This is a genomic window from Aliivibrio wodanis, from assembly GCF_052920805.1.
This window is the reverse complement of sequence record NZ_JBREXA010000002.1, coordinates 870,206-895,664: the sequence shown is the minus strand read 5'-3', so window position 1 is coordinate 895,664 and position 25,459 is coordinate 870,206. Positions and strand designations below refer to the sequence as shown.

The following is a 25,459-nucleotide window of genomic DNA, read 5'->3' as shown; positions in this document are numbered from 1 at the left end:
ATAGACAAAAGTAGATTCATAGTGTGATTTGTGGTGTAGAAAGGGAAATGTATTAATGGTATTGGTCAAGACAGCAGAAAAAATCGATTTAAAGACGATCTATGAAATTGAAACGGAGGTATTTGGCTCTCATGGTTATCCTTCTTTTTTCATTCGACAAGCGTTTGATTGTTGGTCCAATGGATTATTAGTAGCAAAAGACCAAGACAAAGTACTTGGCTACGCACTTCAAGTCCCATCAAGCCAATCTTTAGGCGACGCTTGGGTATTATCCTTAGCGGTTTCTGAGCAAGCGCAAGGGAAGGGGCTAGGAAAGAAATTACTAGAAACGGCGATTGAAAATGCCAAAGATTATAAACGATTATTATTAACGGTTTGCCCTAAAAATACAGGAGCGTATGCCTTATATAAATCGTATGGTTTTTATTTATTAGAAGAAGAACAAGACTATTTTGATATTGGTGAAGATCGTCTCGTTCTTGCCCTAGATATTGTTGAGTAACTTGTTATTGTATCTTATTGAAAATAAAAAATAGCTAGCATTAAAGGTGGAGAGAGCATGGAAATCGATTATAAAGTCAATGAGCCCATTACGGCTGAGCAGTTTATTACCTTACTAAAGAAAACCTCTTTAGGTGTTCGTCGTCCCATTGATAGCGTAGAAAAAATACAAGCCATGCTTGATAACTCAAATTTGATTGTTACGGCATGGGGAGATGGAGAACTCATTGGTATTGCACGTTCGGTGACAGACTTTAATTTTTGTTGTTACTTATCGGACTTAGCGGTTGATGAAAGCATTCAGTCAGTAGGTATTGGAAAGTATCTTATTTTGGTAACCAAAGAAGAGCTGACACCTGATTGCAAATTGATTTTGTTAGCTGCTCCACAAGCAGAAGGTTATTATCCGAAAATTGGTTTTGAAGCTCACAATAGTGCATGGGTTTTATCCGATGCAAGTCAGTTAAAGCTATTTTAAGGTAAAGTCATGACATCAATAAGTGTATTAGGGTGTGGTTGGTTAGGATTTCCATTAGCAAAGCATTTGGTGAGTAATGGTTTTATTGTTAAAGGGTCTGTTCGTAATAAAGAAAAGTCAGCGTTATTAGATAATGAATCGGTGACTCCGTTTTTGTTGGATATTGACGGCGAGGTAACAGGGCAATCATGGGAACAATTTTTAGACTCAGAGCTTTTAATTATAGCTATTCCTTCTAAGAACCAAGCAGGCTTTACTTCTCTGCTCTCTATTTTAGAATCTTCTTCTATTAAACATGTGATTTTTGTTAGTTCAACGTCGGTATATGCGGATAACAATGCCGTGGTTACTGAAGATGTTGCTGCCTCTGAATCTTCTGTATTATTTCAAATTGAATCGCTATTTTCTCAATCATCAGCATTTACAACAACAGTGATCCGTTTTAGTGGTTTAGTGGGCTATCAAAGAAATCCGGGACGATTTTTTCAAAAAAGTGGCCGCTCGGTCAGTAATCCAGACGCTCCTGTAAATATGATCCATCAAGATGATTGTGTTGAGTTAATTACGCAGATAATAAAGCAAGAAAAGTGGGATGAAGTGTTTAATGCATGCGCTGATAGTCACCCAAGTAAACGTGAGTTTTATACTCAAGCAACTCAAGAAATTGGGGTTAAAACACCTGAGTTTATTGAATCAGAAACGCAAACGTTTAAAATTATTAGCAATGAAAAAATCAAAAAGTCACTGGATTATGAGTTCATTTATCCAGATGTAATGCAAATTTCTTATGACATTTAAACGCCATTAATTAAGGACAGAATAATGAGTAATCCACTAGAAATTAGTCCATTAGCAATTAATCCACTGGTAACAACAGCATGGTTAGCGGAACATATTGATGATGATAACCTTGTGATTGTTGATGCCTATATGGCGAATGTCGTCGGTAAAGAACCGTTAGTTTATGATGCGTTTTCTTGCCTTCCTACAGCACGTAAGTTAGATATTGAAGTGGATTTTTGTGATCATTCTTCTTCTCAAAGTCACGCACTACCCACTGAGCAACAGTTTACTCAAGCCGTCCAAGCGCTAGGTATTAATAGCGACAGCGCGGTTGTTCTTTATGATAATCAAGGTATTTATTCTGCTCCTAGAGCGTGGTGGACATTTAAAACGATGGGGTTTGAAAATGTCTATGTATTGGATGGTGGGCTACCTCAATGGATAAAAGAAGGAAGAGAAACTACGTCAGAATACATAACAATATCGACATTAGGTAATGCGACAGCGAAAGAAGTGAAAGGCTTAGCGTGTGATTCAGGAGAGGTTCTCAGTGTAATAAATACAGATGTGGCAATTTTAGATGCGCGTGCAGAAATGCGTTTTCTAGGAAAGGCACCTGAGCCGCGTGAGGGCGTTCGTAGTGGCCATATCCCAAACTCTAAAAACCTCCCGTTTTCTATATTGTTAGATAATTATACTTACCAAGATAAAGCCATTTTACGAGCTATTTTTGCAGAAAGAGTGCCCTCAGTAGAGATGAAAACCTATTTCAGTTGTGGCTCAGGTATCACTGCATGTATCTTGATCTTAGCTGCGGTATCTATTGGCTATAAAGAGGTCACTTTATACGATGGCTCATGGGCAGATTGGGGAACTAATCATGCATTACCTATCGAATAATCAAAGTAAGGGTTGCTAATGCGAGACAGTTTACGAAAGAAGATCATCGAAGTATGTGATAAGAAAATAGCGCAGAAAGGAGATAACGTTGGCTTATCTTTTTATGCTTTCTTTGCCAATAAAAACGATGATCCAGAATTATTAATGGAAGCGGCAACGTGGTGGATATCTACCCATAAATTGGATCACTTTGAAAAAGCGACCAAAATAAAAGCTATGATTGAAGATAAACAATAAAAGGAATAAACAAATGGAATTGGATATTTACATTATAGATGCGTTTACTAATACACAATTTAAAGGGAACTCAGCAGCAGTTGTGCCTGTTAAAGAGTGGTTGTCAGAGACGCTAATGCAATCTATAGCAGCAGAGAATAATTTATCAGAAACCGCATTCATTAAAGAAATAGAAGCCAATATTTTTGAAATACGTTGGTTTTCTCCAATGACTGAAATCGACTTTTGTGGTCATGCAACATTAGCCTCATCTTATGTGTTGTATGAATACCTAGGGATAGAAGGGTGTATTACTTTTCAAACCCTTAAAGTTGGAAATTTAGTGGTTAAAAAGAATGTTGATAATCGTATTGAGATGAGTTTTCCTAATTTAGCACCAGAAGTAATCTCTTCTGTGCCATCGCAATTAATTGATGGACTATCGATTAAACCTGAGGAGATTTTACGTAACCAGCAAGCGTATGTTGTTGTGTACCAGAATGAAAAAGATGTTTTATCTGTTGAGCGTAATAATAAGTTATTAGAGCAATTGGTTCCTTATGACGTTGTTGTAACTGCACCATCTCAACAATATGATTTTGTGTCTCGTTATTTTTGGCCTGCAAATGGAGGTGATGAAGACCCTGTAACAGGATCAATTCATGCAGCTCTAGTGCCATATTGGAGTGAAAAACTTGTTAAAAAAGAATTGGTTGCTTATCAAGCTTCAACACGTAGTGGAGTTTTATATTGCCAATTAAATTCAGGTTCTGTGATGGTTTCTGGTGATGCAATGTTGTATCTAAAGGGAAAGATTTACGTATAAATGGAAATGAAATGCAAATCAGCAAGATAGTATTTAGTAAAACCCTAATACCAACTTCAATTGGTACTAGGGTTTAATAAGAGTCGAATATCTCAAGTCAGTACTGAGTTATGGTCTACAATTGAAGTACACTTAAACCAAGCCGTGGATGACGGTATTTTAAAATAACAAACAGGATAAAATGCATATATGGATAGAATCACCTTTCAAAAAGTCACCGCCTGTGAGTATCCATCACTGTTTTCTATTTATAAAAAATACCTATATCCAGCGATTAGTAGCAGCTTTGGCTGGAATGAAGATTATCAGCTGCACCGTTTTTCAGTCTCTTATCAACCAGAGTGGTTTGATTGGATCATGTTCAATGGAGAACGTTTAGGAATAGTCTGTACAAAACAAGAAGAAGTAACCGTCCATATTCACTTGCTAGTAATTTTTGAAAAATACCAAAAAAAAGGTATAGGCTCTGCTGTGATGAAATATATCCAACGATCTTATAGTGACAAGGTAACAAAGTGCCATCTTTCAGCTTTCAAATCTAACCAACAGGTGATCGATTTTTATTTATCACTAGGTTATAAAACAGTGAGTGAAGATGAGTACTTTATTGATATGGAATATTCACTTTGTTTTAATGGTTATTTGGGATATTAAAGACTAAAAATAGTAATAGGAGCGTCTTGATGCCATTTGGGATACACCGTCATAACTTTTGAAAAAATAGGATTATTGTACTGTCTAATTAACCAATCACGTAAACTAGGAAGAGAAGCTTGCCCATACCATTTTTTATCCACACGTGAAAATTGGCGAATGAAAGGTAAAAGAGCATAGTCGACTAAGCTAGGAGTATTCCCCATAATGTAAGCGTGCTGAGATAAACGTTGTTCAATTTCCATCAACCATTCGCAGCACATATCACGATACTCTACTTCATTGTCATCATGATAACGAGAAGCCGCTCGGTACTTTTGTAAAACATCCACAAATTCAGTGTCACTTCGATAGATTAACTCTAGCATTACAGACAACATCCCTTCATCGTGTGCATACAGTAGATTATTAGGATCGGATTGATTTAGTGCCCATATGATCACATCAATGCTTTCATCAATAACGGTTCCATCACTAAGTAGCAATACGGGAACTGTCCCTTTTGGTGAAATAGAGAGCATTTCTTCTGGTTTATTATTCATATCAATATCACGGAGTACGACCACTTGATGTGCGTGCATTATTCCAAGGCGAGCGCGCATTGCATAGGGACATTGTCGTAATGAATAAAGAATGGGTGATGTCATATTAAATCCCTAAAATAGAAAGCGTTACGAGCATCTTATCGGATAGAGCAAAGATGTTCACGAAGAAAAGTCATGATCTAGATCAATAAAAGCCTAAGTGAGTGGTAATAAAAGCGTGAGACGAGTAGAATGCCCCCTCAAAAAAATTATTACATAAAAACCGAAGCGAGCAATTTCATAATGAGTAGAAAACTTGAATTATTGGCACCTGGTGGTGATGTTGAAGCGATTAAAGCGGCCATCGTTGCAGGAGCAAATGCTGTTTACTGTGGTCTAGATATGTTCAACGCACGTAACCGCGCATCCAATCTTTCATTTGATGAGCTAAATGGTGTGTTACGACTTGCTCATGAATACGGCTGTGAAGTATTCCTGACATTGAACGTTGTGATTCTTGAGCATGAAATTAAATCATTAGTGAAGTTACTGAATCAATTAGTAAACACAACACTTGATGGCATCATTGTTCAAGATTTAGGTGTCTTTAATCTGATCAAAAAACATTTCCCGACCTTAGATGTTCACGCTTCTACTCAGTTAACCACACACAATGAAGGCCAGATTCACTTTCTTTCAAAAGTAGGTGCATCACGCGTTAACTTATCTCGTGAATTGAATATTGAAGAAATTAAAGAGATGACAGCTGTGGCTCATGAGCACGATATCCTAACAGAGGTGTTTGTTCATGGTTCACTGTGCATTGCTTTCTCTGGTCAATGTTACTCAAGCTCAGTGAGTGTTGGTAACTCGGGTAACCGTGGCCGTTGTAGCCAAGCGTGTCGTGATGAATACGAAGTAACAAACGTTGGCACTAAGTACCCATTAAACTTAAAAGATAACTCAGCGTATTTTGATCTTCCTGAGTTAGTTGACGCTAAAGTCGATTCATTGAAAATCGAAGGTCGTATTAAAGGTGCTCATTACGTATATACCGTAGTTGAAAACTGGCGTAAAAATATCAATAAATTTGTTGAGACAGGCGAGCTATATGAAGATGACTCAAATCTACATAAAGTGTTTAACCGTGGTTTAACCAACAAATTCTTGAAAGGTAATTTGACCAAAGACATGTTCATCGACAACCCTCGTGATAACAGCGTAAATTATGCCGTTGATCAGAGTAACGCGATTGATGTCGTTCAGATCCAAGAAGTGAAACAAGAGCTTTACACTGATAAGAATGCGATTGGTGCAACACTTGAAGAAAAAATAAAATCTCTAAGTATCGATAAAATTGCGGTTACCATTGCGTTTAAAGCGGTATTAGGTGAGCCATTAACAGTGGTTATTACACCAAGAGATGAAGCTCAAGACACGTTTGAAGTGAAATCAGCATCGCTATTAAGCGAAGCGGGTCAAAAATCGATTACATCAAAAGAGCTAGAAAAACGCTTTAAAGGTGTGATTAATCCTAACTATGAACTATTGGGTTATGATTTCTCTGAGTTAGGAGATAACTTAGCGGTTCCATTCCGAGAACTTACTGAAATTAAAGATCAAGCCGCTTTCTTGATGAATGGTTCTAAAGACGTTATTAAACATACTGAAGTGGCTGCATTACCTGTATATCCAAAAGTAGAAGAGAAGCCTAAGTTATCTATGCTTATTGCTGATGTTGCTGACTTAAATGTATGTGATGCTACGGATGCGGATATTTACTTTAAGTTACCAGAGAGCTTTAAAAAGCGTGATCGTAAGTACATCAATATCTTCTTAGAGAACCCGCGTTTGATCCCATGGTTCCCAGCGGTTCTTATTGGTAAAGATTACGACGAAGCCGTTAAAGTACTTGAAGAAGTAAAACCAGCTCGCATCGTAACCAATAATACAGGTATTGCTTACAAAGCCTTTGAGATGGGTATTGAATGGGTTGCAGGTCCATTCTTAAATACAACTAACTCACACGCGTTAGTGACAATGAAAGAAACGCTAAACTGTGCGGGTGCGTTTATTTCAAACGAGATCAATAAAGGTCAGATGAAACACATTCGTCGTCCTGAAAACTTCAAATTAGCTTACAGCATTTATCACCCAATCTTGATGATGACAAGCCGTCAGTGTTTCTTCCAGCAAACAGTAGGTTGTAATAAGCCAGCGATTGAAGCGGGTTGTATGCTGAAGTGTGAGAAAGCGACCACAATTACTAACGTGAAAGGCATTTCATTCGCTGTAGATAAACAAAAAGGTGGCTACCCAAGCATCTACAACCACGAACAGTTCTTAAACATGGATATCGTGACAGATTTCTCTGATTTGTTTGATGAGTTCTTTATCGATTTAACTAACATTGGTGGTGGTTCTAAAGAACAAGCTGATAAAGTTGAGTTAGTTAAACACTTTGAGAAGCTAATTAATGGCGATATGAGCGTTCAAGATGAATTGTTTACAATGGTTCCAATTAATACTAACGACCAATATCAACAAGGTTTGTAAGATTTAACCGATAGATGACAAGATAAAGCCGCGATCACACCTCGCGGCTTTTTTTTGTCTATAATTAAGGATAATGATGAAGAATTAAGTATGAGAGGTAAGACAATGGTGACATTAGAGTTATTGACCAGACAAGACGGCTCGGATCTTTTGGCATTTGAATCAGAAAATAAAGAGTGGTTTGAATCTTTCATTGAAGCACGAGATGATGACTTTTTCAGTCAAGAGGGTATCGATGAACATATTGTATCGTGTTTGTCAGATCATGAAAGTGGGAAGACATACCCAATGTTGATTAAAGATGAAAAAGGTATTATTTGTGGTCGAGCTAACTTATACAATATAAATTCAGAAGACAGCTCAGCATATATTGGTTATCGAATTGGAGAGGCTTTTATTTCAAGAGGTATAGCAACGTATGCGACAAAAGCATTAATTGAATTTGCTAAAGTGTCTCTAGATTTATCAACATTGATAGCAATGGCATCTACTGATAATTTTGCATCTCATCAAGTACTGAAAAAGAATAACTTTAAGCAGACAGGGTTTAAGCCAGAATTTACGATTGTTGAGGGCGAGATTATTGATTGCTATGAATTTCGATGTCTAATCCAATAATAGTTACAGCAAGAATAGACTAGGCATAGCCGTAAGAGATTCCTTACTATATAATTTCTCGTTTCAAAGGAATTTCTATAATGGAAATGATCATCGTCTCTTCTGAAAAACAGAAACGTTTAATTATGATTTTTGCTCGCATGAAAGCAAAGATGTCAGATAAAGCGTTACTGAAAAATTTGGATGCATATCAAATTAACTCAACGGCTTCCCCTGCATTTAAAAAAGCACAAGATCTTCGTGTTGAGCGCATTCATTTACCTTTTGGTGATGATAAAACAGGTTCATTAGATGGCGGTGACTTCTTGTTCCGTTATCTTTCTAAAGGCTATATTTGTCTTGGTGATTTTGAAGGCCAACCAAAACCAGATCTAGCTCCATGGGGCGTTCGTTCTGTTCGTCGTCAACCTAAAATCGGTTTCGGGCTGTAATAGGTTAAAACTATCAATTATAGGATAGTTATAGCTGCATCATAATATTGGTTAGCTAATCAGAATTAAATTGCAATGGGAGTGTTCTATAAAACTCAATATTATGAGTTTGGTAGAGCTTCCATTAATTATTTCAATGTAAGTACCATCACTCCTAAAGTTACCTGATTAACGGCTTATCCAAATTGCTATTAAAGGAAATTAAATGAAAGCAAAATCGTTATCGTCGATATTGGCACTGAGTGCATTATCTCTTTCTATGTTAAGTATGAATAGCTCAGCAAATGTGAGTTTGATTCCCGTGATTGGTGGGGTAGTAAACTCTGCTGAAATCTTAAAAAATCAGATAAATACATCAGTAACATATACGACTAAAACGGTGCGTGATGCGGCTATTTTTACTATAGCAGGCATCACATTAGATGCTTATATTCTATCTCTTCCGCTTGATAGCCGTGTCAAGGCTCGTGTTATAGCTCAATTATCAAATCCTTCATATGCTATTCCTTTAGGACATTTCCTCTATACTTTCGTGGATAAATATGGAGATATGGATAACGACGATGCCTTCAAAGAATATTTAAAAACTATCTACGATGAGAAGACTTTACGTGAATTTAGTCATTCTTTATTTACCTTAGATAAGATTAAACAAGAGGCTAAGCCAGATACTTCAGATAGCCACCACCAAGGGTTAAAAATCGATCGAAAATTCATTGCTAACATGGTTGTTGTTTATGATGAACTAGTTCAGATTGGTGAATGGAAAGATCTTGATCAACTGCCTGAGCGTTATACTTATCTCTCAGATACGCCAGAAGACAGAAAAGTTATTGATAGAATCCAACCGATTATTATTTCTGGCATGACTCAGACGGTTGCAGGTATGGATGAAGGAGACATCCGTGCGGCGCTAGAGCGAATTATTGATGATGCTAAACCTGAGAATAAAGGTAAAATTAATAATAAAGCGGAAGCCTTAACCATCACCTTAATTGATTTTGTTCGTTTGAATGTATTGAAATCGTATCGTCAGTTTATTTATCAAGAATCTCGAAAAGAAGCTTTAAATGATTGGCTTCAACAGACATTTAAAGATGATCCAAATTATTTGATAGCTTATCTAGAGTCTCGTCAAGAGCGTCGATTGGCGGTACAAGTTACTGTTGATGGGTTGCAGCAAGGCTTGATTCAAGGTTTAGTATCACCCACTGAAACGCCTTTTTTAAAACACATTTATCAAGATCACCTCAAGCATAAAGATTATAAGCCTCAAACAGAACCAACATCAGAGCCAGAGCATGAGCAGCAACTTTCATTTTTAAAGCGCTTGGTAGAAAAAGAGTATAACGACCCTAATTATTTGCCATTTTTTACTCAATTGTATAAGCAATATGAGGAAAGTATTGTAAATGTCGGTATCTCATCGACACCCACCATTAGTGTGCGTAACTTGCCTATTATTAAAACAGGTGCGAAAGTTTCTGGTAAAGGAGGGACGGGCATCCCCAACTTTCACTTTGTTGATAGAAAAGAAGATCGTGCCTATTACTTCTTTGGTAACGATGCATTGCAATTGGATCGCTTAATGGATGCCAATAAGGTGAAAACCATGTTTGATCGACTCGATTACTTGGTAACGTTAAATTGTAATGCTCAATATGATTGGAATGCACACACGACTTATGATGGGCTTGTTAATTTAGGTGCGGGTGAAAGTTTACGAGATTTTGGTGAAAAACGCTGTTTACGTGAACTAACCCAACGAGCGAAAATAGAAAAAAATATCGTTGAAATACGCTCTGATTTAATAAAAGACATTCGTGTTTACCAAGAGATTTTCATTTTAAATATTTACGGAAAATTGACTCAAAAATGGAAAATTCAACAACATCTTGAGTCTCTTGCTAATTTAGAGCAAGAAGGGATGCCAGATTTTACGCTCATTTATAATCCATGGCCTGATCATTTTGCGCATTTTACAGGTCCTTTTAGTGATGAAATACTTATGCCAACAGGAGAGTTAAACCGACTGGATTATTGGTTAACTCAATTTACGAATACTTATAAAGATGCAGGTGTTTATGATCGTACCTTATGGGGTATGGCAGGAGATCACGGTTTATCTCCGGTATATTATTCATTAAATCCTGAGAAACAAGTATTTGAAACGCTTCAAGCGGAGTTAGACTATCCACTTGTAATAAAGAAAATTTCATCCGATGAAGGAGAAGGGCCTAAAATTACTAATGCCCTTAATTATGAGAGCAATAAAGAAGTAGACGTGGTGGTGGCTTCGACTGCTGGTGGTAACTTTATGATGGATTTCTTTAATTCTGCTCAAGGTTGGAAAGTGCAGCCCACGTACGCAGAACTGACTAGCTGGATGCCAGTGAATGCACCACAAGGAAAATCCATTAATGTGATGAATGAGATTACTTCTCGCTTAAAAGAATCGCTAGACTATCTTGTTGTTAGAGAAAGTGCCTGTACGTTAGATAACTGTGAGGTACGAATTATTGGTTTCAAAGAAGGCATTAGAGTTGATGAATTGATCACTAAAAAAGGTGGACGATTATTTTACCAGCCAGAGATTAATTCTCCTCAACTGTTAGAGCTTAACGTGTTAAACCCTTATCTTCCTCAACCAAATGAGAAAGAATTAGCAGAGTATAAAAAATATTATCAGCGTTGTGTTGTACAAGCCACTATTAGTGATGTGAGTTCGTGGTGTACTCAAGAAGAGTGGAGAGCATTAACGGCTTATTCCGCAAGACCTGATTCAATCAATCAATTAGCACAAATTTATGAAGAAGATAGAGCAGGGACGATCAACCTATTTCCTAAATTTGGTGTTGGCTTTAATACTAAAGTACCTGGGCGACATGCAGGAGAGCATTATTTAGAGAAAGATGCCTTTTTAGGGTTCTGGGGAAGTCCTGTAGATAAAGGTGTGACATCATTGACGATTCATGAAAATGGATCTTTAGCACCAACGTTATATCAATATCTTACGAATGAAGTAGTTACTGTTGGTGATAATGGCTGGGGTTATCCCTCACTCTTTAATAAGCTGAATACCCAATAGTATGTAACATTTTGTAATTACTGCTGATAACTGCTAGTTATCACATTGTTGCTACTATGTTTTGTGTTAAATTGTTCAAAGATAATGTTTAAATGAAGATGTTAGTTTGTGAGTGAGTCTATATTTCTTAATATTAATACTGATATTATATTTAACACAATAACCATCAATTTTATAAATATATAGATGGGGTGAGGTAAGAATGGTTGGCTTAAACTATTCTTACTGTGAATTATTTGATAGCAGTCACAATAAAAGAGAAAAATATGCATCTAACATTAAAAATGAAGCTTGTAATATCAAGCGTAGCACTGATTGTTTTAACCATTATCTCTCTCGGGACATTTTCATACCAAACCATGAAAACACAAGCTTGGGATGGTATTCGAAGTGAAAGTGGGAATACAGCAAAAGCCTACAGTTTAGGTATTGGTGATTGGTTTAAGGGACGCCAAGATGCCATTACTGCAATGAAAGATGCCATTGAGCGAGACCCAAATTTAGACGTTGTCGCGCACCTAAAACAGACATTTACCTCTGGTGGTTTTGGTTTAAGCTATTATGGAAATGCAGAAGGGGTAATGCAACGTCAAGACCCTTCATTAAATAAAGCGGGTTATGATCCACGCACTCGTGGGTGGTATAAAGAAACAATGGCAGCAAATAAGGCTATTACAACAAAACCTTATGTAAGTCATACAATGCAAGCACTAGTGGTAACGCTAACTGAGCCCGTTCGAAAAAATGGCCAAATTATTGGTGTTACTGCATCAAATTTAGCATTAGGCACCCTGATTGAAGATGTCTTAGATATTCCAGTACCAGGGAAAGGCTACGCAATGTTGCTTGATGTAAGTAATAAAATAGTTGTTGCCCACCCTAATGAAAAACTTGCTTTAAAACCAATTGCAGATCTTGGTAAAGGCTTTGATGCTAATAACTTAAATAAAGAAATATCATCAGATGGTTTTTTCTTTACAGAAGAGAACGGTAGAGAAGAAGCGGTAATGATAACCGCAGTGCCTCATACAAATTGGGCAATTGCGTTAGTGATGGATAAAGAAATCTTAGAAGCGCCGCTAAATGCGATGTTATTTAAGTTGGTTCTTATTGGTGCATTGATTTTATTGTTTGTATCATTATTTACTGGTTGGTTAGTGACACGTCAGTTACGTGAATTAGGCACGGTATCAGAAGCACTCGCTGATATCGCAAATGGTGAAGGAGATTTAACGGTACGAATTAATGTTAAATCAGATGATGAAGTAGGAAAGCTGGCAGAAAACTTTAATCAGTTTGTGTCTCGTTTACACACTATGGCATCTAACTTACGTGAAATAACCTTAGAGCTAAACCAGTCAGCAGCAGACTCGGCAGATTCGGCACTTAAACGCAGTGATAGTATACGCCATCAACAAGATGAAATTACCATGGTTGCTACGGCAGTTACTGAGATGGCAAGTGCAACACAAGAAATCGCAGGTAATGCCGAAAACACAGCAAAATCTGCATCACAAGCTGTTGATTTAACAAAAGAGGGGCATCAGCAAGCGACTCAAAGCCAAGCATCAATTGGTAATCTTGCGCGTGAAGTAAATAGTGCGGTTGGTATAATTGAAGATCTTGATGGTCATGCCCAAAAAATCAGTTCAATTCTTGCGACAATTCGTTCAATTGCAGAGCAAACGAATCTATTGGCGTTAAATGCAGCGATTGAAGCTGCACGAGCAGGTGAGCAGGGTCGAGGTTTTGCGGTAGTAGCAGACGAAGTTCGAGTGTTATCGCAACGTACTCATACTTCCACTGAAGAGATCCAAGCCATGATTGAGACATTGCAATCGACGACACAAGAAGCAGTATCGGTTATGTCAGATAGCCATCACTTAGCAGAAACGAGTGTTAAAGATGTCGATGAAGCAGGAGTTAGTATTGATAATATTGCTGATCAAATTAACCTTATCAGTGATATGGCAACACAAATAGCTTCAGCAGCAGAAGAGCAATCAAGCGTGACCTCTGAAATTAGCCGCAATACGGAAGGCGTACAAGAAGTTGCAAACCAAATGGCCTCAGAAGCAGAAAGTGCAGCACAACAAGCAGAAGCATTAAAATCATTGGCAGATTCGTTAGAAGAGGAAATTAAGCGCTATAAGCTTTAAACGTTAAATATTTAATAAAAACCGTCATTTTTGGCGGTTTTTTTGTGTCAAAAAATGTGATTTTAGTTCAAAAGGAAAGTAGAAGAAGCCACTTATAAAATATTTGATAAACATCTTTCATTAACTATTCCTAAAATTGAAACAAGGTGTAGAATACGCCTCCTTAGCGGCCAACACTTAACGTGTTAATTATTCCAGTGTATTGAAAATAAAGATAAATACACTTTTAGGACATAAATGAAAAACGTATTATTTGCTCTTGCTATCTCCTTAGCAACAGTGTCTTGTACTCCAATTTTCGATGGAAATTATAATCAATCAAGCTCAGAATCTTGTGATTGCAGCAATGGGTCATCAAAACCAAATTCGTGGCAGCCAGGTTCATCAAAGCCAAGTACCTCAAAACCAACCCAAACAGTGGAAGAGCAATTAGGAAACCTTGCGACTCAAGTTCACAATAAGTGGGGTGATAAAGAGTTCCTTGAAGCCGGTAAGCATCGTTATGTAAAGTATCTTGATGGCTATCGCACTCGTGCACATATTGATTTTGATAAAGGTAAAATTTACGTCTCAACCATTTCTCAATATCAACCAAAAGAAACCCTTAAAAGAGCCATTATTGGTACGGTTTTGATGCCTGCTGACCCATCACATGTCGATTTATTCAGTGATAAATCAATTCCGCTGCGTGGACGTCCTTTTTTACTTGGTCAAATTAAAGATCAAGAGAATAAAGACATTGAATGGCCTTGGAGAGCAGGGAAATACGCAGATTATTTAATTGAAAACAAGCTGCAATCTAAAACCATTAAAAATGGAAAAGCGTATTACGTAGAGATCTCAATGGTAGATGACCATTTAGAGCAACGTGAATTCCAATATGCAGATTTAATTAAAAAAGCATCAAAACAATACGGTATTTCAATTGATTTAATTTACGCAATTATTCAGACTGAAAGTAGTTTTAATCCTTATGCAGTAAGCCATGCTGGGGCCTATGGGTTAATGCAAGTTATTCCTAAAACCGCAGGGGCAGATGTTTTTAAATTGGTAAAAAATAAGTCAGGTATACCAACCAAAGAATACTTGTTTAGCCCAGCAAACAACATAGACACAGGCACAGCCTATTTTTATATCTTAAAGAATAGATACTTACGAGATATCACTCATGCAACCAATAAGCATTACAGCATGGTATCCGCGTATAACGGGGGATCTGGTGGAGTATTTTCAACTTTTGATACAAGTAAAACTAAAGCTATTAGCGAAATCAATAACCTAAAACCAGAGCAGTTATATTGGGCATTAACCAATAAACATCCAAAAGCAGAAGCTCGTCGATATCTAGAAAAAGTACTGAAGTTTCAAAAAGAGTTTAATGAGAAAGCATAGATGAATATCAGGGACGAGTAATTGCTCTTTGCACTTACTTGTCCCTGAATTTCCAGTTTTTAGTCTTGAAGCGCCGCTTCGCCTTTCACATCAAAATTGATTTTTTCATGACCAGCAAACACTTGGAAGCGTTTACCTTTCGCACGAGCAATAATCGTAATGCCAAATTTCTGCGCCAAATCTAAGCCCATTTGCGTTACGCCTGAGCGAGAAAGTAAAACGGGAATACCCATTTGAGCGACTTTGATCACCATTTCAGAGGTTAAACGACCTGTGGTGTAAAACAGCTTATTGTCGCCCGTACCACGGTTTAACCATAACTCACCCGCAAGTGTGTCAACCGCGTTATGGCGACCTACATCTTCCACAAAAGAAGCGACTTGGTTGTTTTCACAAATAGCACAACCGTGTACAGCACCTGCTGCTTTATAAGTGTCATTGTGATAGGTCAGCGCTTCTAAAGACGCATAGATATCAGATTGGTTGATATTCACTTGAGGTACTTGGTAATTTTCAAGTTGCTTCATTACATTGCCATACATGGTGCCTTGACCGCAGCCAGAAGTAACCGTCTTCTTCTTTAAATTCTCTTTAACATGTTCAGTGGTCTCTTTAGTATTCACTGCGGCAGTTTTGGTTTCCCAATCAATCATGATGGATTCTAATAACGTAACATCGCTAATAAAATGTTGATTCTTTAAATAACCAACGACTAATTCAGCAGGGCGTGCGCCTAATGTCATTAGAGTGACCACTTCTTGCCAATTCAACATAACCGTTAATGGTTGTTCACACGCGACTTCTTTTGTTAGCTTCTCACCGTATTCATCATAAACATCTACAGTAAGAGTTTGTTTAGGTACAGCGCCAGTAGTTATTATTCTTGGTGATTGGCTCAAAGTAAGCTCCAAATTAATGAGATTTAAGGTAATTAACGAAATACACGCAAATTTTATACCACAGGATGAGTTGTGGTTAAATTAGAAATAAATCGTTGTTGGTATAAGGATTGCTTTATAGTGTGAATAGAGATAAAAAAGCCTAATAAAAAGAAGGGTGACTTGTGGATCAAAAAACAGAAAACCAATGGCCACTTCAGTTTGAAGTGATTGAAGAAATCAAACAGGTAGGACGTTGGAGTGCGCCATCTTGGCATATTGGTGACATTCATCTTTATGAGAAAAGAACACAAGCAGCGCAAAGTAATGGCATCTTGTTTGAGCGCGGGTTAGAAATATTCTTAGATGAACGAACGGATTACCGTTTTAATTTAAGCTCTCAAGATCCAAAGCTATTTTTTGCCTTTGAAAATGATAATGACGTACTTATTCCAGTAATGATCACGGCTTCGCAAAGCTTGATAGGTCAATACATGGATGGTGATTACGTTGTGCTATCGATTGGAATGCCACTACCTATACAAGCATGGCTAGAAGCTTTTATTGGTAAAAACGGTGAACTAATAGAAGTTCGTAGAAAGAAACGTAAAGGTGCGGGGCGCGCAAGTGAGCAACTTCCTAAGTAGATGGGCACTGAGAAAACAGAAGGTAAAACAAGGTGAAGAGGTCAGTGATGAGCCTATCCTGATACAATCAACGCCTGTTATTGAAGCTTCTGAAGATTATGTTGAAACAACTGTAGCTTTAGAAGAGACGGAATCAACGCCTGAGATAGAGCTGCCTACAGAGGCTGATTTAGGTGAAATTACAGGAACCAGCAATGTCAGCCAATTTATGGCAACAGGGGTAGATAAAAGCCTGAAAAAAGCCGCATTGCGTAAGATGTTTTTGAACCCTGAATTTGCAATGGAAGATGAGCCAAACTACTCAACACCACCAAAATTGGATAGTGAAACTGCAGCCAAGTTACGAGATTGGATGGTAGAGCCTGTTGAAGAAGAAGGCGAGAGTGAGCAAGAGTCAGTGACAGAGCAATTATCAGAACCATTATCAAAAGAAGCATCAGAAGAACAACAAGAATTAACCGTTAAAAATGAAGCGATAAACAGTAATGATAATGAATATCAATACGTTACTGGCAACGAAAAGTCATAAAGTGAGACAAAAAAGACCATTTAAACAATCGGGACATTTTGAACCAAGGTGAGACAAAATGTCCCGACAAAAAACACCGCCTGCCAAATAGTCTAAAAATGAAGCATTTTAACCAATTAATATTTCTAATTATTAGCCATTAAGTTGGTATGGTTATTGCGATGTAACACCTAGAAACCAGTCACAGAACTGAATAGGCCCAAATGGGGTCAAGAATAGGTGAAGCAATGTTAACCCAATTTTTAGCACAATCTGAAACAACGAATGCCAAAGCGCGTCAGTTCGCTATTGCGCAAACCGTTGAGTTAAACAATTTAATCCCACCAACGGTGAGTTACGAAAGCCGTGGTAACTTGATCATCATTGGACCTACCAGCATTATTGTTGATGTTGCTGAGCAGTTCTCAGAGCTAAACAGCATTACATTGGTATCAACAGAATCCGATGCACACGATAAAGAGACTGAAAAAACGGTTTACCATGCTAAAGATCTAAGCATCAAAGGATTTTTAGGCGCATTCGATGTTGAGTGTACGCTAAATGGTGAGCGCGTTAATCTAGCAAAAGCAACCATTGGTGCTGCTGCATTCGATCTTGTGTTAGACATGAAACTAGACAGTGTAATGTCAGAGCAAGTACCAGTACCTGGTTATTACCCTGTAGGCCGTGGTTATCCAACACTTGCACAAGTTCTTGATGAATTGCCTGCTCTTGTTGGTACCTTTGATAAACCAAAATACTTTCGCTTAAATCCAGAGCTATGTGCACACAGTTCACGTGGCGTAAAAGGGTGTGAGCGTTGTGTTGATGCTTGTCCTGCTGGCGCGTTAACCAGTGAAGGCTCAGATCAAACAGGCCACCACATTCAAATTAATCCCTACCTTTGTCAAGGTGTTGGTACCTGTGCAACGGCTTGTCCGACTGAAGCTATTAGCTATGCATTACCAGAAGCGGAAAAAACACAAAACTTCGCTACTCGTCTATTAGCAAACTACAAAAAAGAGGGTGGCGAAACGCCAATTATCGCTTTCTGTAGTGATCGCCATGAAAACTTTAATGTGATGGCGCTAAAAACCATGCCAGATCATGTTATCCCAGTAGTTCTTGATGAGCTTCTTTCTGTCGGTATTGATACATGGTTCTCTGCACTTGTTAATGGTGCAGCACAAATCCTTTTCATTGCTAGTCGCAGAATGCCAGAAACCATTCAACGTGTATTAACGCAAGAAGTTGAAATCGCGCAGGCTTTCTTATCTCAACTAGGATTAGATCCGCAACGCATCCAAGTCGTTTACATGGAAGCGTTACACGAAATGACACTTATCGATACGCCATTAGCGGTGATTGAACAACCTTTAACAGGCAATAAGCGTTCACGTTTAATGGGCGCGTTAGATCACCTAGCTGCTGATGCGACTTCAAATAATATCGAAATCACTGAAATTCAAGCTCTTCCTTCTCATGCGCCTTATGGCAGTGTGAGCTGTGAAACTAAAGATTGTACGTTATGCATGAGCTGTGTTGCGGTTTGTCCAACACGTGCATTGCACAGTGATCCAGATTCACCAACATTAAAATTCATTGAGCAAGATTGTGTTCAATGTGGTCTTTGTGTCAGCGCGTGTCCAGAAAAAGTATTGAGCATGAAAGTGCAAATGAACTGGAGTCAAACACAGCGTCAAGAAACACAAATCATGCATAAAGAAGATGCCGCTTGTTGTATTACTTGTGGAACACCTTTCGCTCCTGCATCAATGATTGAAATGCTAAGAATTAAGTTACAGGGTAACCCTCACTTTAGCGATGAAGCCTCTATCAGTCGTCTGTACATGTGTGAAGATTGTCGAGTAAAAGACATCTTTATCGATCTGTCTGCGAATCCAGAAAAACAATTAAAGGTGTAATGACCATGAATGAACAACAACAAGTAAGACAAGAAATCTATGGTTTATTAGCGCATTTATTTCGTATTGCACCAGATCAAATGGTAATCGACTGGTTAAGTACGCTTGAAGTAGAAAGTAACGATGATCATGCAATGAGCAAAGCATGGTCTACAATTTCAAAAGCGGCTCAAGAATCAAATCAAGAAGCATTAACAGACGAATACCAAAACCTATTCATTGGCGTTGGCCGTGGTGAAGTGATGCCGTTTGGCTCATGGCACATAGCGGGCGCTTTAATGGAAAAACCGTTAGTTGCACTTCGTCAAGACCTTATGCAATTAGGTTTTGAGAGAGCGGATGACGTAAAAGAGCCTGAAGATCATATCTCAGCATTATGTGAAGTAATGGCGATGCTTATTGAAACGGGGGATGCAGAAGTTCTGCAACAACGATTCTTTAACCGTCATATCCAACCTTGGTATGTCGCACTGTGTGAGCAAATCAATAACGCTGAAAATGCGGATTTCTACAAATCAGTGACACAACTAGTGGAGGCGTTTTTCATTGTAGAACAAACGCGCTTTGCAAAAAATCCAAACGCAATTGAAGTCACAGAAGTATAAACGTCGTTGTGACTTAAAAGAATTAAAACCATAAAAACAGACGCCCATTCCAAGTGAATTGGAAGCAAAGGAGCATTGAATGAGCAATAAAAATACGGACCTAAACCGCCGCACGTTACTGAAGGGCCTTGCAACTGCAGCTGCCGCAGGAACAGTAGCTGCTGCCGTTTCAGGAACAGCAAGTGCAAGCACAGTAACGGATAAAAAAGACGTTGAGAAGAAAGGCGATGGATATCGCGAAACTCAACACATTCGTGACTATTACGATAGCCTATAACGGAGCTTAATAATGAAATTGACTAAACGTTCCGATTCGGTACAAAAGCAAGAGAACCAGCTGGGCATTACACGTCGTATGTTCATGCGTACTTCAACAATTGCTGCAGGTGCAGTAGCAAGTGCAAGCATGTTTGTTCCAAGCATGATGAAAAAAGCACAAGCGAAAGAAGTGCCAGTTGATGCGCCAACAGAAGTGAAACGTACGATTTGTTCTCACTGTTCTGTAGGTTGTGGTATCTACGCTGAAGTACAAAATGGCGTATGGACTGGTCAAGAACCAGCATTCGATCACCCATTTAACGCTGGCGGTCACTGTGCAAAAGGCGCAGCATTGCGTGAGCATGGTCATGGCGAACGTCGTCTAAAATACCCAATGAAGCTAGAAAATGGCAAATGGGTAAAACTGTCTTGGGATCAAGCGATCGAAGAGATCGGCAACAAAGCACTTGAGATCCGTAAAGAATCAGGTCCAGACTCAGTGTACTGGTTAGGTTCTGCGAAGCACAACAACGAACAAGCGTATTTGTACCGTAAAATGGCGTCACTATGGGGTACAAATAACGTCGATCACCAAGCGCGTATTTGTCACTCAACCACAGTAGCCGGTGTTGCAAACACTTGGGGTTACGGTGCGATGACCAACTCATTCAATGACATGCATAACTGTAAATCTATGCTATTCATTGGTTCAAACCCAGCAGAAGCTCACCCAGTAGCAATGCAACATATTCTGATCGCAAAAGAGAAGAATGGTTGTAAGATCGTTGTTGCCGACCCACGTCGTACGCGTACAGCAGCAAAAGCAGATCACTATGTTTCATTGCGTCCGGGTTCAGATGTTGCCTTCATTTGGGGCGTTTTGTACCACGTTTTTGCCAACAAATGGGAAGATCAAGAATTCATTAACCAACGTGTGTTTGGTATGGATGAGATCCGTACAGAAGTTGCAAAATGGAATCCAGCAGAAGTTGAGCGTGTTACTGGCGTTACAGAAGCTGAAGTATATGAAACTGCAAAACTGCTTTCAGAAAACCGTCCAGGTTGTGTTGTTTGGTGTATGGGTGGTACTCAACATACAACAGGTAACAACAATACGCGTGCTTACTGTGTACTAGAACTTGCTCTTGGTAACATGGGTAAATCAGGCGGTGGCGCAAACATTTTCCGTGGTCACGATAACGTACAAGGCGCAACGGATTTAGGTGTTCTTTCAGATACGCTTCCTGGCTACTACGGTGTTGGTGAAGGCGCATGGAAACACTGGTCAAAAGTGTGGGACCTAGATTACTCATGGGTTAAAAACCGATTCGACCAAGGTAAATACAACGGCAAAACGCCAATGAACAACTTTGGTATTCCTGTATCTCGTTGGGTTGATGGTGTTTTAGAAGACAAAGCAAACATCGAACAAAACGACAATATCCGTGCAATGTTCTACTGGGGTCACGCAGTAAACTCACAAACACGTGGTACTGAGATCAGAAAAGCAATGAAACAATTGGATATGATGGTTATTGTTGACCCATACCCAACCGTTGCAGCAGTAATGAATGATCGTACCGATGGCGTATACCTTCTTCCTGCAACAACGCAGTTTGAAACGCATGGCTCAGTAACTGCATCAAACCGTTCATTCCAATGGCGTGAGCAAGTAATTCAGCCGTTGTTTGAATCAAAACCTGATCATGAGATCATGTACCTACTGACTAAAAAGTTAGGTTACTCAGATCAACTGTTCAAAAACATCAAAATTGATGCGAACAATCAACCTGTAATTGAAGACATCACACGCGAATTTAACCGTGGTATGTGGACAATCGGTTACACAGGTCAAAGCCCTGAGCGTATTAAATCGCACACAATGAACTGGCATACGTTCCACAAAACAACGCTAGAAGCAGAGGGTGGCCCAGTTCATGGTGAAACCTACGGTCTTCCTTGGCCTTGTTGGGGTACGCCAGAAATGAAGCACCCAGGTACGCATATCCTTTATGATACGTCTAAACCTGTAGCGCAAGGCGGCGGTAACTTCCGTACTCGTTTTGGTGTGGAATTTGAAGGTGAAAGCCTACTAGCAGAAGACAGCTACCCAGTAGGTTGTGAAATTGAAGATGGTCACCCAGAATTCACTGACAAACTGCTTAAGCAACTTGGTTGGTGGGACGATCTGACTGCCGCTGAAAAAGTAGCAGCAGAAGGTAAAAACTGGAAAACTGACTTATCTGGTGGTATTCAACGTGTTGCTATTAAACACGGTTGTATGCCTTTTGGTAATGCAAAAGCACGTGCGATTGTATGGACGTTCCCGGACCGTGTTCCACAACACCGTGAGCCGTTATACACACCACGTCGTGATTTAGTTGCTGATTACCCAACATGGGATGACCGCGCGGCTAACTTCCGTATTCCAACGTTGTACAAAACAATTCAAGACCAAGACAAGTCAAAAGAATACCCAATTATTCTGACTTCTGGTCGTTTGGTTGAGTACGAAGGTGGTGGTGAAGAAACGCGTTCTAACCCATGGCTTGCTGAGCTTCAACAAGAAATGTTTGTCGAAGTTAACCCGAAAGACGCAAACGACATCGGCTTTAAAGATGGCGATATGGTTTGGGTTGAAGGTGCAGAGAAAGGTCGAATTCACGTTAAAGCAATGGTGACACGTCGTGTTAAACCAGGCTTAGCGTTCGTACCATTCCACTTTGGCGGTAAATTCCAAGGTGAAGACTTAACGGATAAGTACCCAGAAGGTACGGTTCCATACGTTATTGGCGAAGCAGCAAACACAGCAACCACTTATGGTTATGATCCTGTAACACAAATGCAGGAAACCAAAGTGACACTATGTAAAATCACGAAAGCGTAAGGGGTGATATAAAATGGCTAGAATGAAGTTCTTATGTGACACCAAGCGTTGTATTGAATGTAACGGCTGTGTCACAGCATGTAAAAACGAAAATGATGATGCACTAGAGTGGGGCATCCAACGTCGTCGCGTAGTAACACTAAACGATGGTGAGCCGGGTGAAACATCAATCTCTGTTGCATGTATGCACTGTACAGATGCGCCTTGTATGGCCGTTTGTCCTGCAGATTGTTTTGAACACACAGAAGACGGCATTGTATTGCATAACAAAGATCTTTGTATCGGTTGTGGTTACTGTCTATTTGCTTGCCCATTTGGTGCGCCGCAATTTCCTAAACAGGGTGCCTTTGCTGAGCGTGGAAAAATGGATAAGTGTACGTTCTGTGCGGGCGGTCCAGAGACAGAAGCAGGATCACAAGAAGAGCGTGAAAAATACGGCGCAAACCGTATCGCAGAAGGCAAACTACCAATGTGTGCTTCATTATGTTCAACAAAAGCACTGCTTGCTGGTGATGCAGAGAAAGTCTCTGACATCTTCCGTCAACGTGTTGTAGAGCGTGGTGCAAAAGACGCAGGTTGGACAAATGGTGAAGACTTATCGTTCGATGCGACTAAGAGCTAATCCGGTGGAGAGAGCGATGTTGAAACAACTAAAACGTCTTTCTCTTTCGTTATTGCTGCCAGTATTGGCAGCATTAACACTGACATTTGCTATGCCTAGCATGGCAAATGACAGTGTAGCCGCGAAAAGTGCAGAGAAAGAAATGACCCAACTTGGTGGTGCTGATTTTTGGCGTCAAGTAAAAGCGGGCGAAGAAGGCTATACGACTTCACAATCACCAGAGCATGGTGTGCTTATCAGTACAGCAGGCGAAACCTGGTATGTATTAAAAGAGAAGTGGATGTCACCATTAGGTGCATTAGCGATCTTTGGTAGTTTAGCTATGGTGACTTTGGCGTATTTTACCATTGGTCCCCTAAAATTAAGCAAACCAAAAACAGGACGTCGAATTCAGCGTTGGAGCAAAATGGACCGTGCATTGCACTGGAGCATGGCGTTCACGTTTTTAACGCTCGCATTCAGTGGATTATGTTTGGTTTATGGTAAGCACTTTTTAAAACCAGTATTACCGACCGATATTTGGGGCATGATCATTTATGCCGCGAAGCAATATCACAACTACATGGGCCCAATCTTTGGCATTCTATTAATGACTGTTTTAGTGAAATGGTGGAGAAAATCCATCGTAAACAAGACAGACATTCAATGGTTCATGAAAATGGGCGGCATGGTTGGTAAGCACAAAGGCTCGCATCCATCAGCAGGTTTCTCAAACGGTGGTGAAAAAGCGATCTTCTGGCTTCTTATCTGGTTTGGTGCAATCGCAGCGATCAGTGGTTTTGTATTAGATTTCCCTATCTTCGGTCAATTACGCCGTGATATGGAATTATCGAACTTGATCCACATGTTCTCAGCACTGATCTTGATTTGTGGTTTCATCTTCCACATCTATATCGGCCTATTCGGTATGGAAGCTGGACTAGAAGGCATGGTGACTGGCGATGTTGACGAAACATGGGCCAAAGAACACCACGATTTATGGTATGAAGAAGTAAAAGACTTACCAGAGAATCAACAAAAAGACAAAAACATCTAATAGCGAGTTACTATTCGTATAGCGATAATTGGTAAAACTAAAAGCCGAGCAGGGTAACTTGCTCGGTTTTTTTGTTATTCAGATAGCGCATCAAGTATAGCGAGTAAAAATTCTCTTGATCTAAACTTAGCTTGAGGTTTTATGCTTATCTCACATAAAAAGAGAGGACAGGTTATGCAAAATAATTACATAAGAGAGTTAGTAATTAAGAGTTAGTAATTAAGAGTTAGTAATTAAGAGTTATCAGGAAGAGATAACCAGAGAATATATCAATTCAACAAAGCGTACATTTCATTATCCAAGCTTTTTTTCTGGGCTAATTTCAGTGGTGTTTCTAGTTGGTTTTTTTGATTAAAACAAAAAACGGTATTTGGAAAGAATTACAAAATAATGTAATAGATATTTATACAAGGAAAAGTAAATGAATTTTAATCAAGTTACGTTGGCAGTTCATGACATAAATTTGGCCGTCGATTTCTATAAAGCTCTTGGGTTAACTCAAATTGTTGGTAATGAACACTACGCCCGTTTTTCGTTTCCTAATGGCGATGCAACATTCTCTATTTATCTTGACACTGATAAAAGAGATCTAGATTGTCGAGGTGTTATTTACTTTGAACATGAAGAACTCGAACAATTGGTAGAGTCCCTAAAAAGCAAAGGTATAGTCTTTTCTCAAGAGCTGACAATGCAATCTTATCTGTGGAAAGAAGCGGCATTAAGTGACTCTTCAGGAAACAAAATAAAATTATATTGGGCTGGAGAAAATCGTCTGAACCCACCTTGGAAGCTTAAAGAGCACATCTAATAAAGGCACATCTTAACTTAGTAAAAGACCAATCAATACCTTTTAACTTATTGCCAATACTATCAATAGCTTAAATCATCAAAAAATACAGTTCTAAAAAGAAAAATGAAAAGAAATAGAATGAAATCCATTTATAAGAGGGTATGATGTACGAATGAA

24 protein-coding genes are annotated in these 25,459 nt (G+C 39.0%); 22 read left to right on the top strand and 2 right to left on the bottom strand.

Annotation, left to right across the window (positions count from 1 at the left end; translation table 11 throughout):
• The first annotated feature begins 55 nt into the window (after positions 1 to 55).
• From ACU5DF_RS11950 to ACU5DF_RS11920, 7 genes are all read left to right on the top strand, one after another.
• Positions 56 to 502, top strand: coding sequence for a GNAT family N-acetyltransferase (locus tag ACU5DF_RS11950; RefSeq protein WP_446713023.1), 447 nt, complete (start codon positions 56 to 58; stop codon positions 500 to 502).
• 57 nt (positions 503 to 559) lie between these two features.
• Positions 560 to 979, top strand: a complete 420-nt coding sequence (locus ACU5DF_RS11945; RefSeq protein ID WP_045101983.1) for a GNAT family N-acetyltransferase — start codon at positions 560 to 562, stop codon at positions 977 to 979.
• A gap of 9 nt (positions 980 to 988) precedes the next feature.
• Entirely contained in the window at positions 989 to 1,777 is a 789-nt protein-coding gene (locus ACU5DF_RS11940; RefSeq protein ID WP_446713022.1) for a Rossmann-fold NAD(P)-binding domain-containing protein, read from the top strand.
• Between the two features lie 24 nt (positions 1,778 to 1,801).
• Entirely contained in the window at positions 1,802 to 2,662 is an 861-nt protein-coding gene (locus tag ACU5DF_RS11935; protein WP_446713021.1) for a sulfurtransferase, read from the top strand.
• 18 nt (positions 2,663 to 2,680) lie between these two features.
• Positions 2,681 to 2,899: a DUF6500 family protein gene (locus tag ACU5DF_RS11930; RefSeq protein WP_446713020.1), complete on the top strand. Its 219-nt coding sequence runs from the start codon at positions 2,681 to 2,683 to the stop codon at positions 2,897 to 2,899.
• A 13-nt stretch (positions 2,900 to 2,912) separates the two neighbouring features.
• Positions 2,913 to 3,704, top strand: a complete 792-nt coding sequence (locus tag ACU5DF_RS11925; protein ID WP_446713019.1) for a PhzF family protein — start codon at positions 2,913 to 2,915, stop codon at positions 3,702 to 3,704.
• A gap of 189 nt (positions 3,705 to 3,893) precedes the next feature.
• On the top strand, positions 3,894 to 4,358 hold the full coding sequence (locus tag ACU5DF_RS11920; protein WP_045101988.1) for a GNAT family N-acetyltransferase: 465 nt from the start codon (positions 3,894 to 3,896) through the stop codon (positions 4,356 to 4,358).
• On the opposite strand, the gene ACU5DF_RS11915 is transcribed toward ACU5DF_RS11920, so the two are convergent.
• Positions 4,355 to 5,005, bottom strand: coding sequence for a glutathione S-transferase (locus ACU5DF_RS11915; RefSeq protein ID WP_446713018.1), 651 nt, complete (start codon positions 5,003 to 5,005; stop codon positions 4,355 to 4,357). The genes ACU5DF_RS11920 and ACU5DF_RS11915 overlap by 4 nt on opposite strands.
• 180 nt (positions 5,006 to 5,185) lie before the next feature.
• Here ACU5DF_RS11915 and ACU5DF_RS11910 point away from each other — a divergent pair, with 180 nt between their 5' ends.
• The 6 genes from ACU5DF_RS11910 to mltC all read left to right on the top strand — a co-directional run bounded on the left by ACU5DF_RS11910 (position 5,186) and on the right by mltC (position 15,126).
• Positions 5,186 to 7,438 (top strand): peptidase U32 family protein, encoded by a 2,253-nt coding sequence (locus tag ACU5DF_RS11910; RefSeq protein WP_446713017.1) that lies wholly within the window; start codon positions 5,186 to 5,188, stop codon positions 7,436 to 7,438.
• Positions 7,439 to 7,528: 90 nt separating this feature from the next.
• Positions 7,529 to 8,056, top strand: coding sequence for a GNAT family N-acetyltransferase (locus ACU5DF_RS11905; RefSeq protein WP_446713016.1), 528 nt, complete (start codon positions 7,529 to 7,531; stop codon positions 8,054 to 8,056).
• An 80-nt stretch (positions 8,057 to 8,136) separates the two neighbouring features.
• Complete coding sequence (locus ACU5DF_RS11900) at positions 8,137 to 8,487, top strand: hypothetical protein (RefSeq protein WP_446713015.1); 351 nt, start codon at positions 8,137 to 8,139, stop codon at positions 8,485 to 8,487.
• Positions 8,488 to 8,692: 205 nt separating this feature from the next.
• A complete protein-coding gene (locus tag ACU5DF_RS11895; RefSeq protein ID WP_446713014.1) occupies positions 8,693 to 11,575 on the top strand; it encodes an alkaline phosphatase family protein in 2,883 nt (960 codons plus the stop codon).
• Positions 11,576 to 11,841: 266 nt separating this feature from the next.
• Entirely contained in the window at positions 11,842 to 13,734 is a 1,893-nt protein-coding gene (locus ACU5DF_RS11890) for a methyl-accepting chemotaxis protein (RefSeq protein ID WP_446713013.1), read from the top strand.
• A 237-nt stretch (positions 13,735 to 13,971) separates the two neighbouring features.
• Positions 13,972 to 15,126, top strand: a complete 1,155-nt coding sequence (gene mltC / locus ACU5DF_RS11885; RefSeq protein WP_446713012.1) for a membrane-bound lytic murein transglycosylase MltC — start codon at positions 13,972 to 13,974, stop codon at positions 15,124 to 15,126.
• A 59-nt stretch (positions 15,127 to 15,185) separates the two neighbouring features.
• Here the strand turns inward: mltC and ACU5DF_RS11880 are convergent, their stop codons facing one another.
• Positions 15,186 to 16,025 (bottom strand): formate dehydrogenase accessory sulfurtransferase FdhD, encoded by an 840-nt coding sequence (locus ACU5DF_RS11880; RefSeq protein ID WP_446713011.1) that lies wholly within the window; start codon positions 16,023 to 16,025, stop codon positions 15,186 to 15,188.
• Positions 16,026 to 16,189: 164 nt separating this feature from the next.
• Here ACU5DF_RS11880 and ACU5DF_RS11875 point away from each other — a divergent pair, with 164 nt between their 5' ends.
• The 9 genes from ACU5DF_RS11875 (at position 16,190) to ACU5DF_RS11835 (ending at position 25,300) form a co-directional block, all read left to right on the top strand.
• A complete protein-coding gene (locus tag ACU5DF_RS11875) occupies positions 16,190 to 16,651 on the top strand; it encodes a DUF3305 domain-containing protein (RefSeq protein ID WP_446713010.1) in 462 nt (153 codons plus the stop codon).
• Positions 16,632 to 17,180 (top strand): DUF3306 domain-containing protein, encoded by a 549-nt coding sequence (locus tag ACU5DF_RS11870; protein ID WP_446713009.1) that lies wholly within the window; start codon positions 16,632 to 16,634, stop codon positions 17,178 to 17,180. Before ACU5DF_RS11875 ends, ACU5DF_RS11870 begins: the two co-directional genes overlap by 20 nt.
• 227 nt (positions 17,181 to 17,407) lie before the next feature.
• The gene (locus ACU5DF_RS11865; RefSeq protein WP_446713008.1) at positions 17,408 to 19,084 is read left to right on the top strand and encodes a 4Fe-4S dicluster domain-containing protein; all 1,677 of its coding nucleotides are present in this window, start codon (positions 17,408 to 17,410) and stop codon (positions 19,082 to 19,084) included.
• A 5-nt stretch (positions 19,085 to 19,089) separates the two neighbouring features.
• Positions 19,090 to 19,689, top strand: coding sequence for a TorD/DmsD family molecular chaperone (locus tag ACU5DF_RS11860; RefSeq protein ID WP_446713007.1), 600 nt, complete (start codon positions 19,090 to 19,092; stop codon positions 19,687 to 19,689).
• A gap of 79 nt (positions 19,690 to 19,768) precedes the next feature.
• Complete coding sequence (locus ACU5DF_RS11855) at positions 19,769 to 19,966, top strand: twin-arginine translocation signal domain-containing protein (protein ID WP_045101998.1); 198 nt, start codon at positions 19,769 to 19,771, stop codon at positions 19,964 to 19,966.
• A gap of 12 nt (positions 19,967 to 19,978) precedes the next feature.
• Positions 19,979 to 22,834: a formate dehydrogenase subunit alpha gene (locus ACU5DF_RS11850; protein WP_446713006.1), complete on the top strand. Its 2,856-nt coding sequence runs from the start codon at positions 19,979 to 19,981 to the stop codon at positions 22,832 to 22,834.
• Positions 22,835 to 22,847: 13 nt separating this feature from the next.
• The gene (fdh3B, locus tag ACU5DF_RS11845) at positions 22,848 to 23,456 is read left to right on the top strand and encodes a formate dehydrogenase FDH3 subunit beta (protein ID WP_446713005.1); all 609 of its coding nucleotides are present in this window, start codon (positions 22,848 to 22,850) and stop codon (positions 23,454 to 23,456) included.
• 16 nt (positions 23,457 to 23,472) lie between these two features.
• A complete protein-coding gene (locus ACU5DF_RS11840) occupies positions 23,473 to 24,492 on the top strand; it encodes a formate dehydrogenase subunit gamma (RefSeq protein WP_446713004.1) in 1,020 nt (339 codons plus the stop codon).
• A gap of 421 nt (positions 24,493 to 24,913) precedes the next feature.
• The gene (locus tag ACU5DF_RS11835; protein WP_446713003.1) at positions 24,914 to 25,300 is read left to right on the top strand and encodes a VOC family protein; all 387 of its coding nucleotides are present in this window, start codon (positions 24,914 to 24,916) and stop codon (positions 25,298 to 25,300) included.
• Positions 25,301 to 25,459: the final 159 nt, after the last annotated feature.

Excerpts from the sequence above, each read along its gene's own strand:
- ACU5DF_RS11890 (WP_446713013.1), top strand. The coding sequence starts at position 11,842 with ATGCATCTAACATTAAAAATGAAGCTTGTAATATCAAGCGTAGCACTG.
- fdh3B (WP_446713005.1), top strand. The coding sequence starts at position 22,848 with ATGGCTAGAATGAAGTTCTTATGTGACACCAAGCGTTGTATTGAATGT.
- ACU5DF_RS11910 (WP_446713017.1), top strand. The coding sequence starts at position 5,186 with ATGAGTAGAAAACTTGAATTATTGGCACCTGGTGGTGATGTTGAAGCG.
- ACU5DF_RS11930 (WP_446713020.1), top strand. The coding sequence starts at position 2,681 with ATGCGAGACAGTTTACGAAAGAAGATCATCGAAGTATGTGATAAGAAA.
- ACU5DF_RS11835 (WP_446713003.1), top strand. The coding sequence starts at position 24,914 with ATGAATTTTAATCAAGTTACGTTGGCAGTTCATGACATAAATTTGGCC.
- mltC (WP_446713012.1), top strand. The coding sequence starts at position 13,972 with ATGAAAAACGTATTATTTGCTCTTGCTATCTCCTTAGCAACAGTGTCT.
- ACU5DF_RS11850 (WP_446713006.1), top strand. The coding sequence starts at position 19,979 with ATGAAATTGACTAAACGTTCCGATTCGGTACAAAAGCAAGAGAACCAG.
- ACU5DF_RS11920 (WP_045101988.1), top strand. The coding sequence starts at position 3,894 with ATGGATAGAATCACCTTTCAAAAAGTCACCGCCTGTGAGTATCCATCA.
- ACU5DF_RS11915 (WP_446713018.1), bottom strand. The coding sequence starts at position 5,005 with ATGACATCACCCATTCTTTATTCATTACGACAATGTCCCTATGCAATG.
- ACU5DF_RS11950 (WP_446713023.1), top strand. The coding sequence starts at position 56 with ATGGTATTGGTCAAGACAGCAGAAAAAATCGATTTAAAGACGATCTAT.
- ACU5DF_RS11840 (WP_446713004.1), top strand. The coding sequence starts at position 23,473 with ATGTTGAAACAACTAAAACGTCTTTCTCTTTCGTTATTGCTGCCAGTA.
- ACU5DF_RS11900 (WP_446713015.1), top strand. The coding sequence starts at position 8,137 with ATGGAAATGATCATCGTCTCTTCTGAAAAACAGAAACGTTTAATTATG.
- ACU5DF_RS11860 (WP_446713007.1), top strand. The coding sequence starts at position 19,090 with ATGAATGAACAACAACAAGTAAGACAAGAAATCTATGGTTTATTAGCG.
- ACU5DF_RS11945 (WP_045101983.1), top strand. The coding sequence starts at position 560 with ATGGAAATCGATTATAAAGTCAATGAGCCCATTACGGCTGAGCAGTTT.
- ACU5DF_RS11925 (WP_446713019.1), top strand. The coding sequence starts at position 2,913 with ATGGAATTGGATATTTACATTATAGATGCGTTTACTAATACACAATTT.
- ACU5DF_RS11905 (WP_446713016.1), top strand. The coding sequence starts at position 7,529 with ATGAGAGGTAAGACAATGGTGACATTAGAGTTATTGACCAGACAAGAC.
- ACU5DF_RS11855 (WP_045101998.1), top strand. The coding sequence starts at position 19,769 with ATGAGCAATAAAAATACGGACCTAAACCGCCGCACGTTACTGAAGGGC.
- ACU5DF_RS11935 (WP_446713021.1), top strand. The coding sequence starts at position 1,802 with ATGAGTAATCCACTAGAAATTAGTCCATTAGCAATTAATCCACTGGTA.
- ACU5DF_RS11865 (WP_446713008.1), top strand. The coding sequence starts at position 17,408 with ATGTTAACCCAATTTTTAGCACAATCTGAAACAACGAATGCCAAAGCG.
- ACU5DF_RS11940 (WP_446713022.1), top strand. The coding sequence starts at position 989 with ATGACATCAATAAGTGTATTAGGGTGTGGTTGGTTAGGATTTCCATTA.
- ACU5DF_RS11895 (WP_446713014.1), top strand. The coding sequence starts at position 8,693 with ATGAAAGCAAAATCGTTATCGTCGATATTGGCACTGAGTGCATTATCT.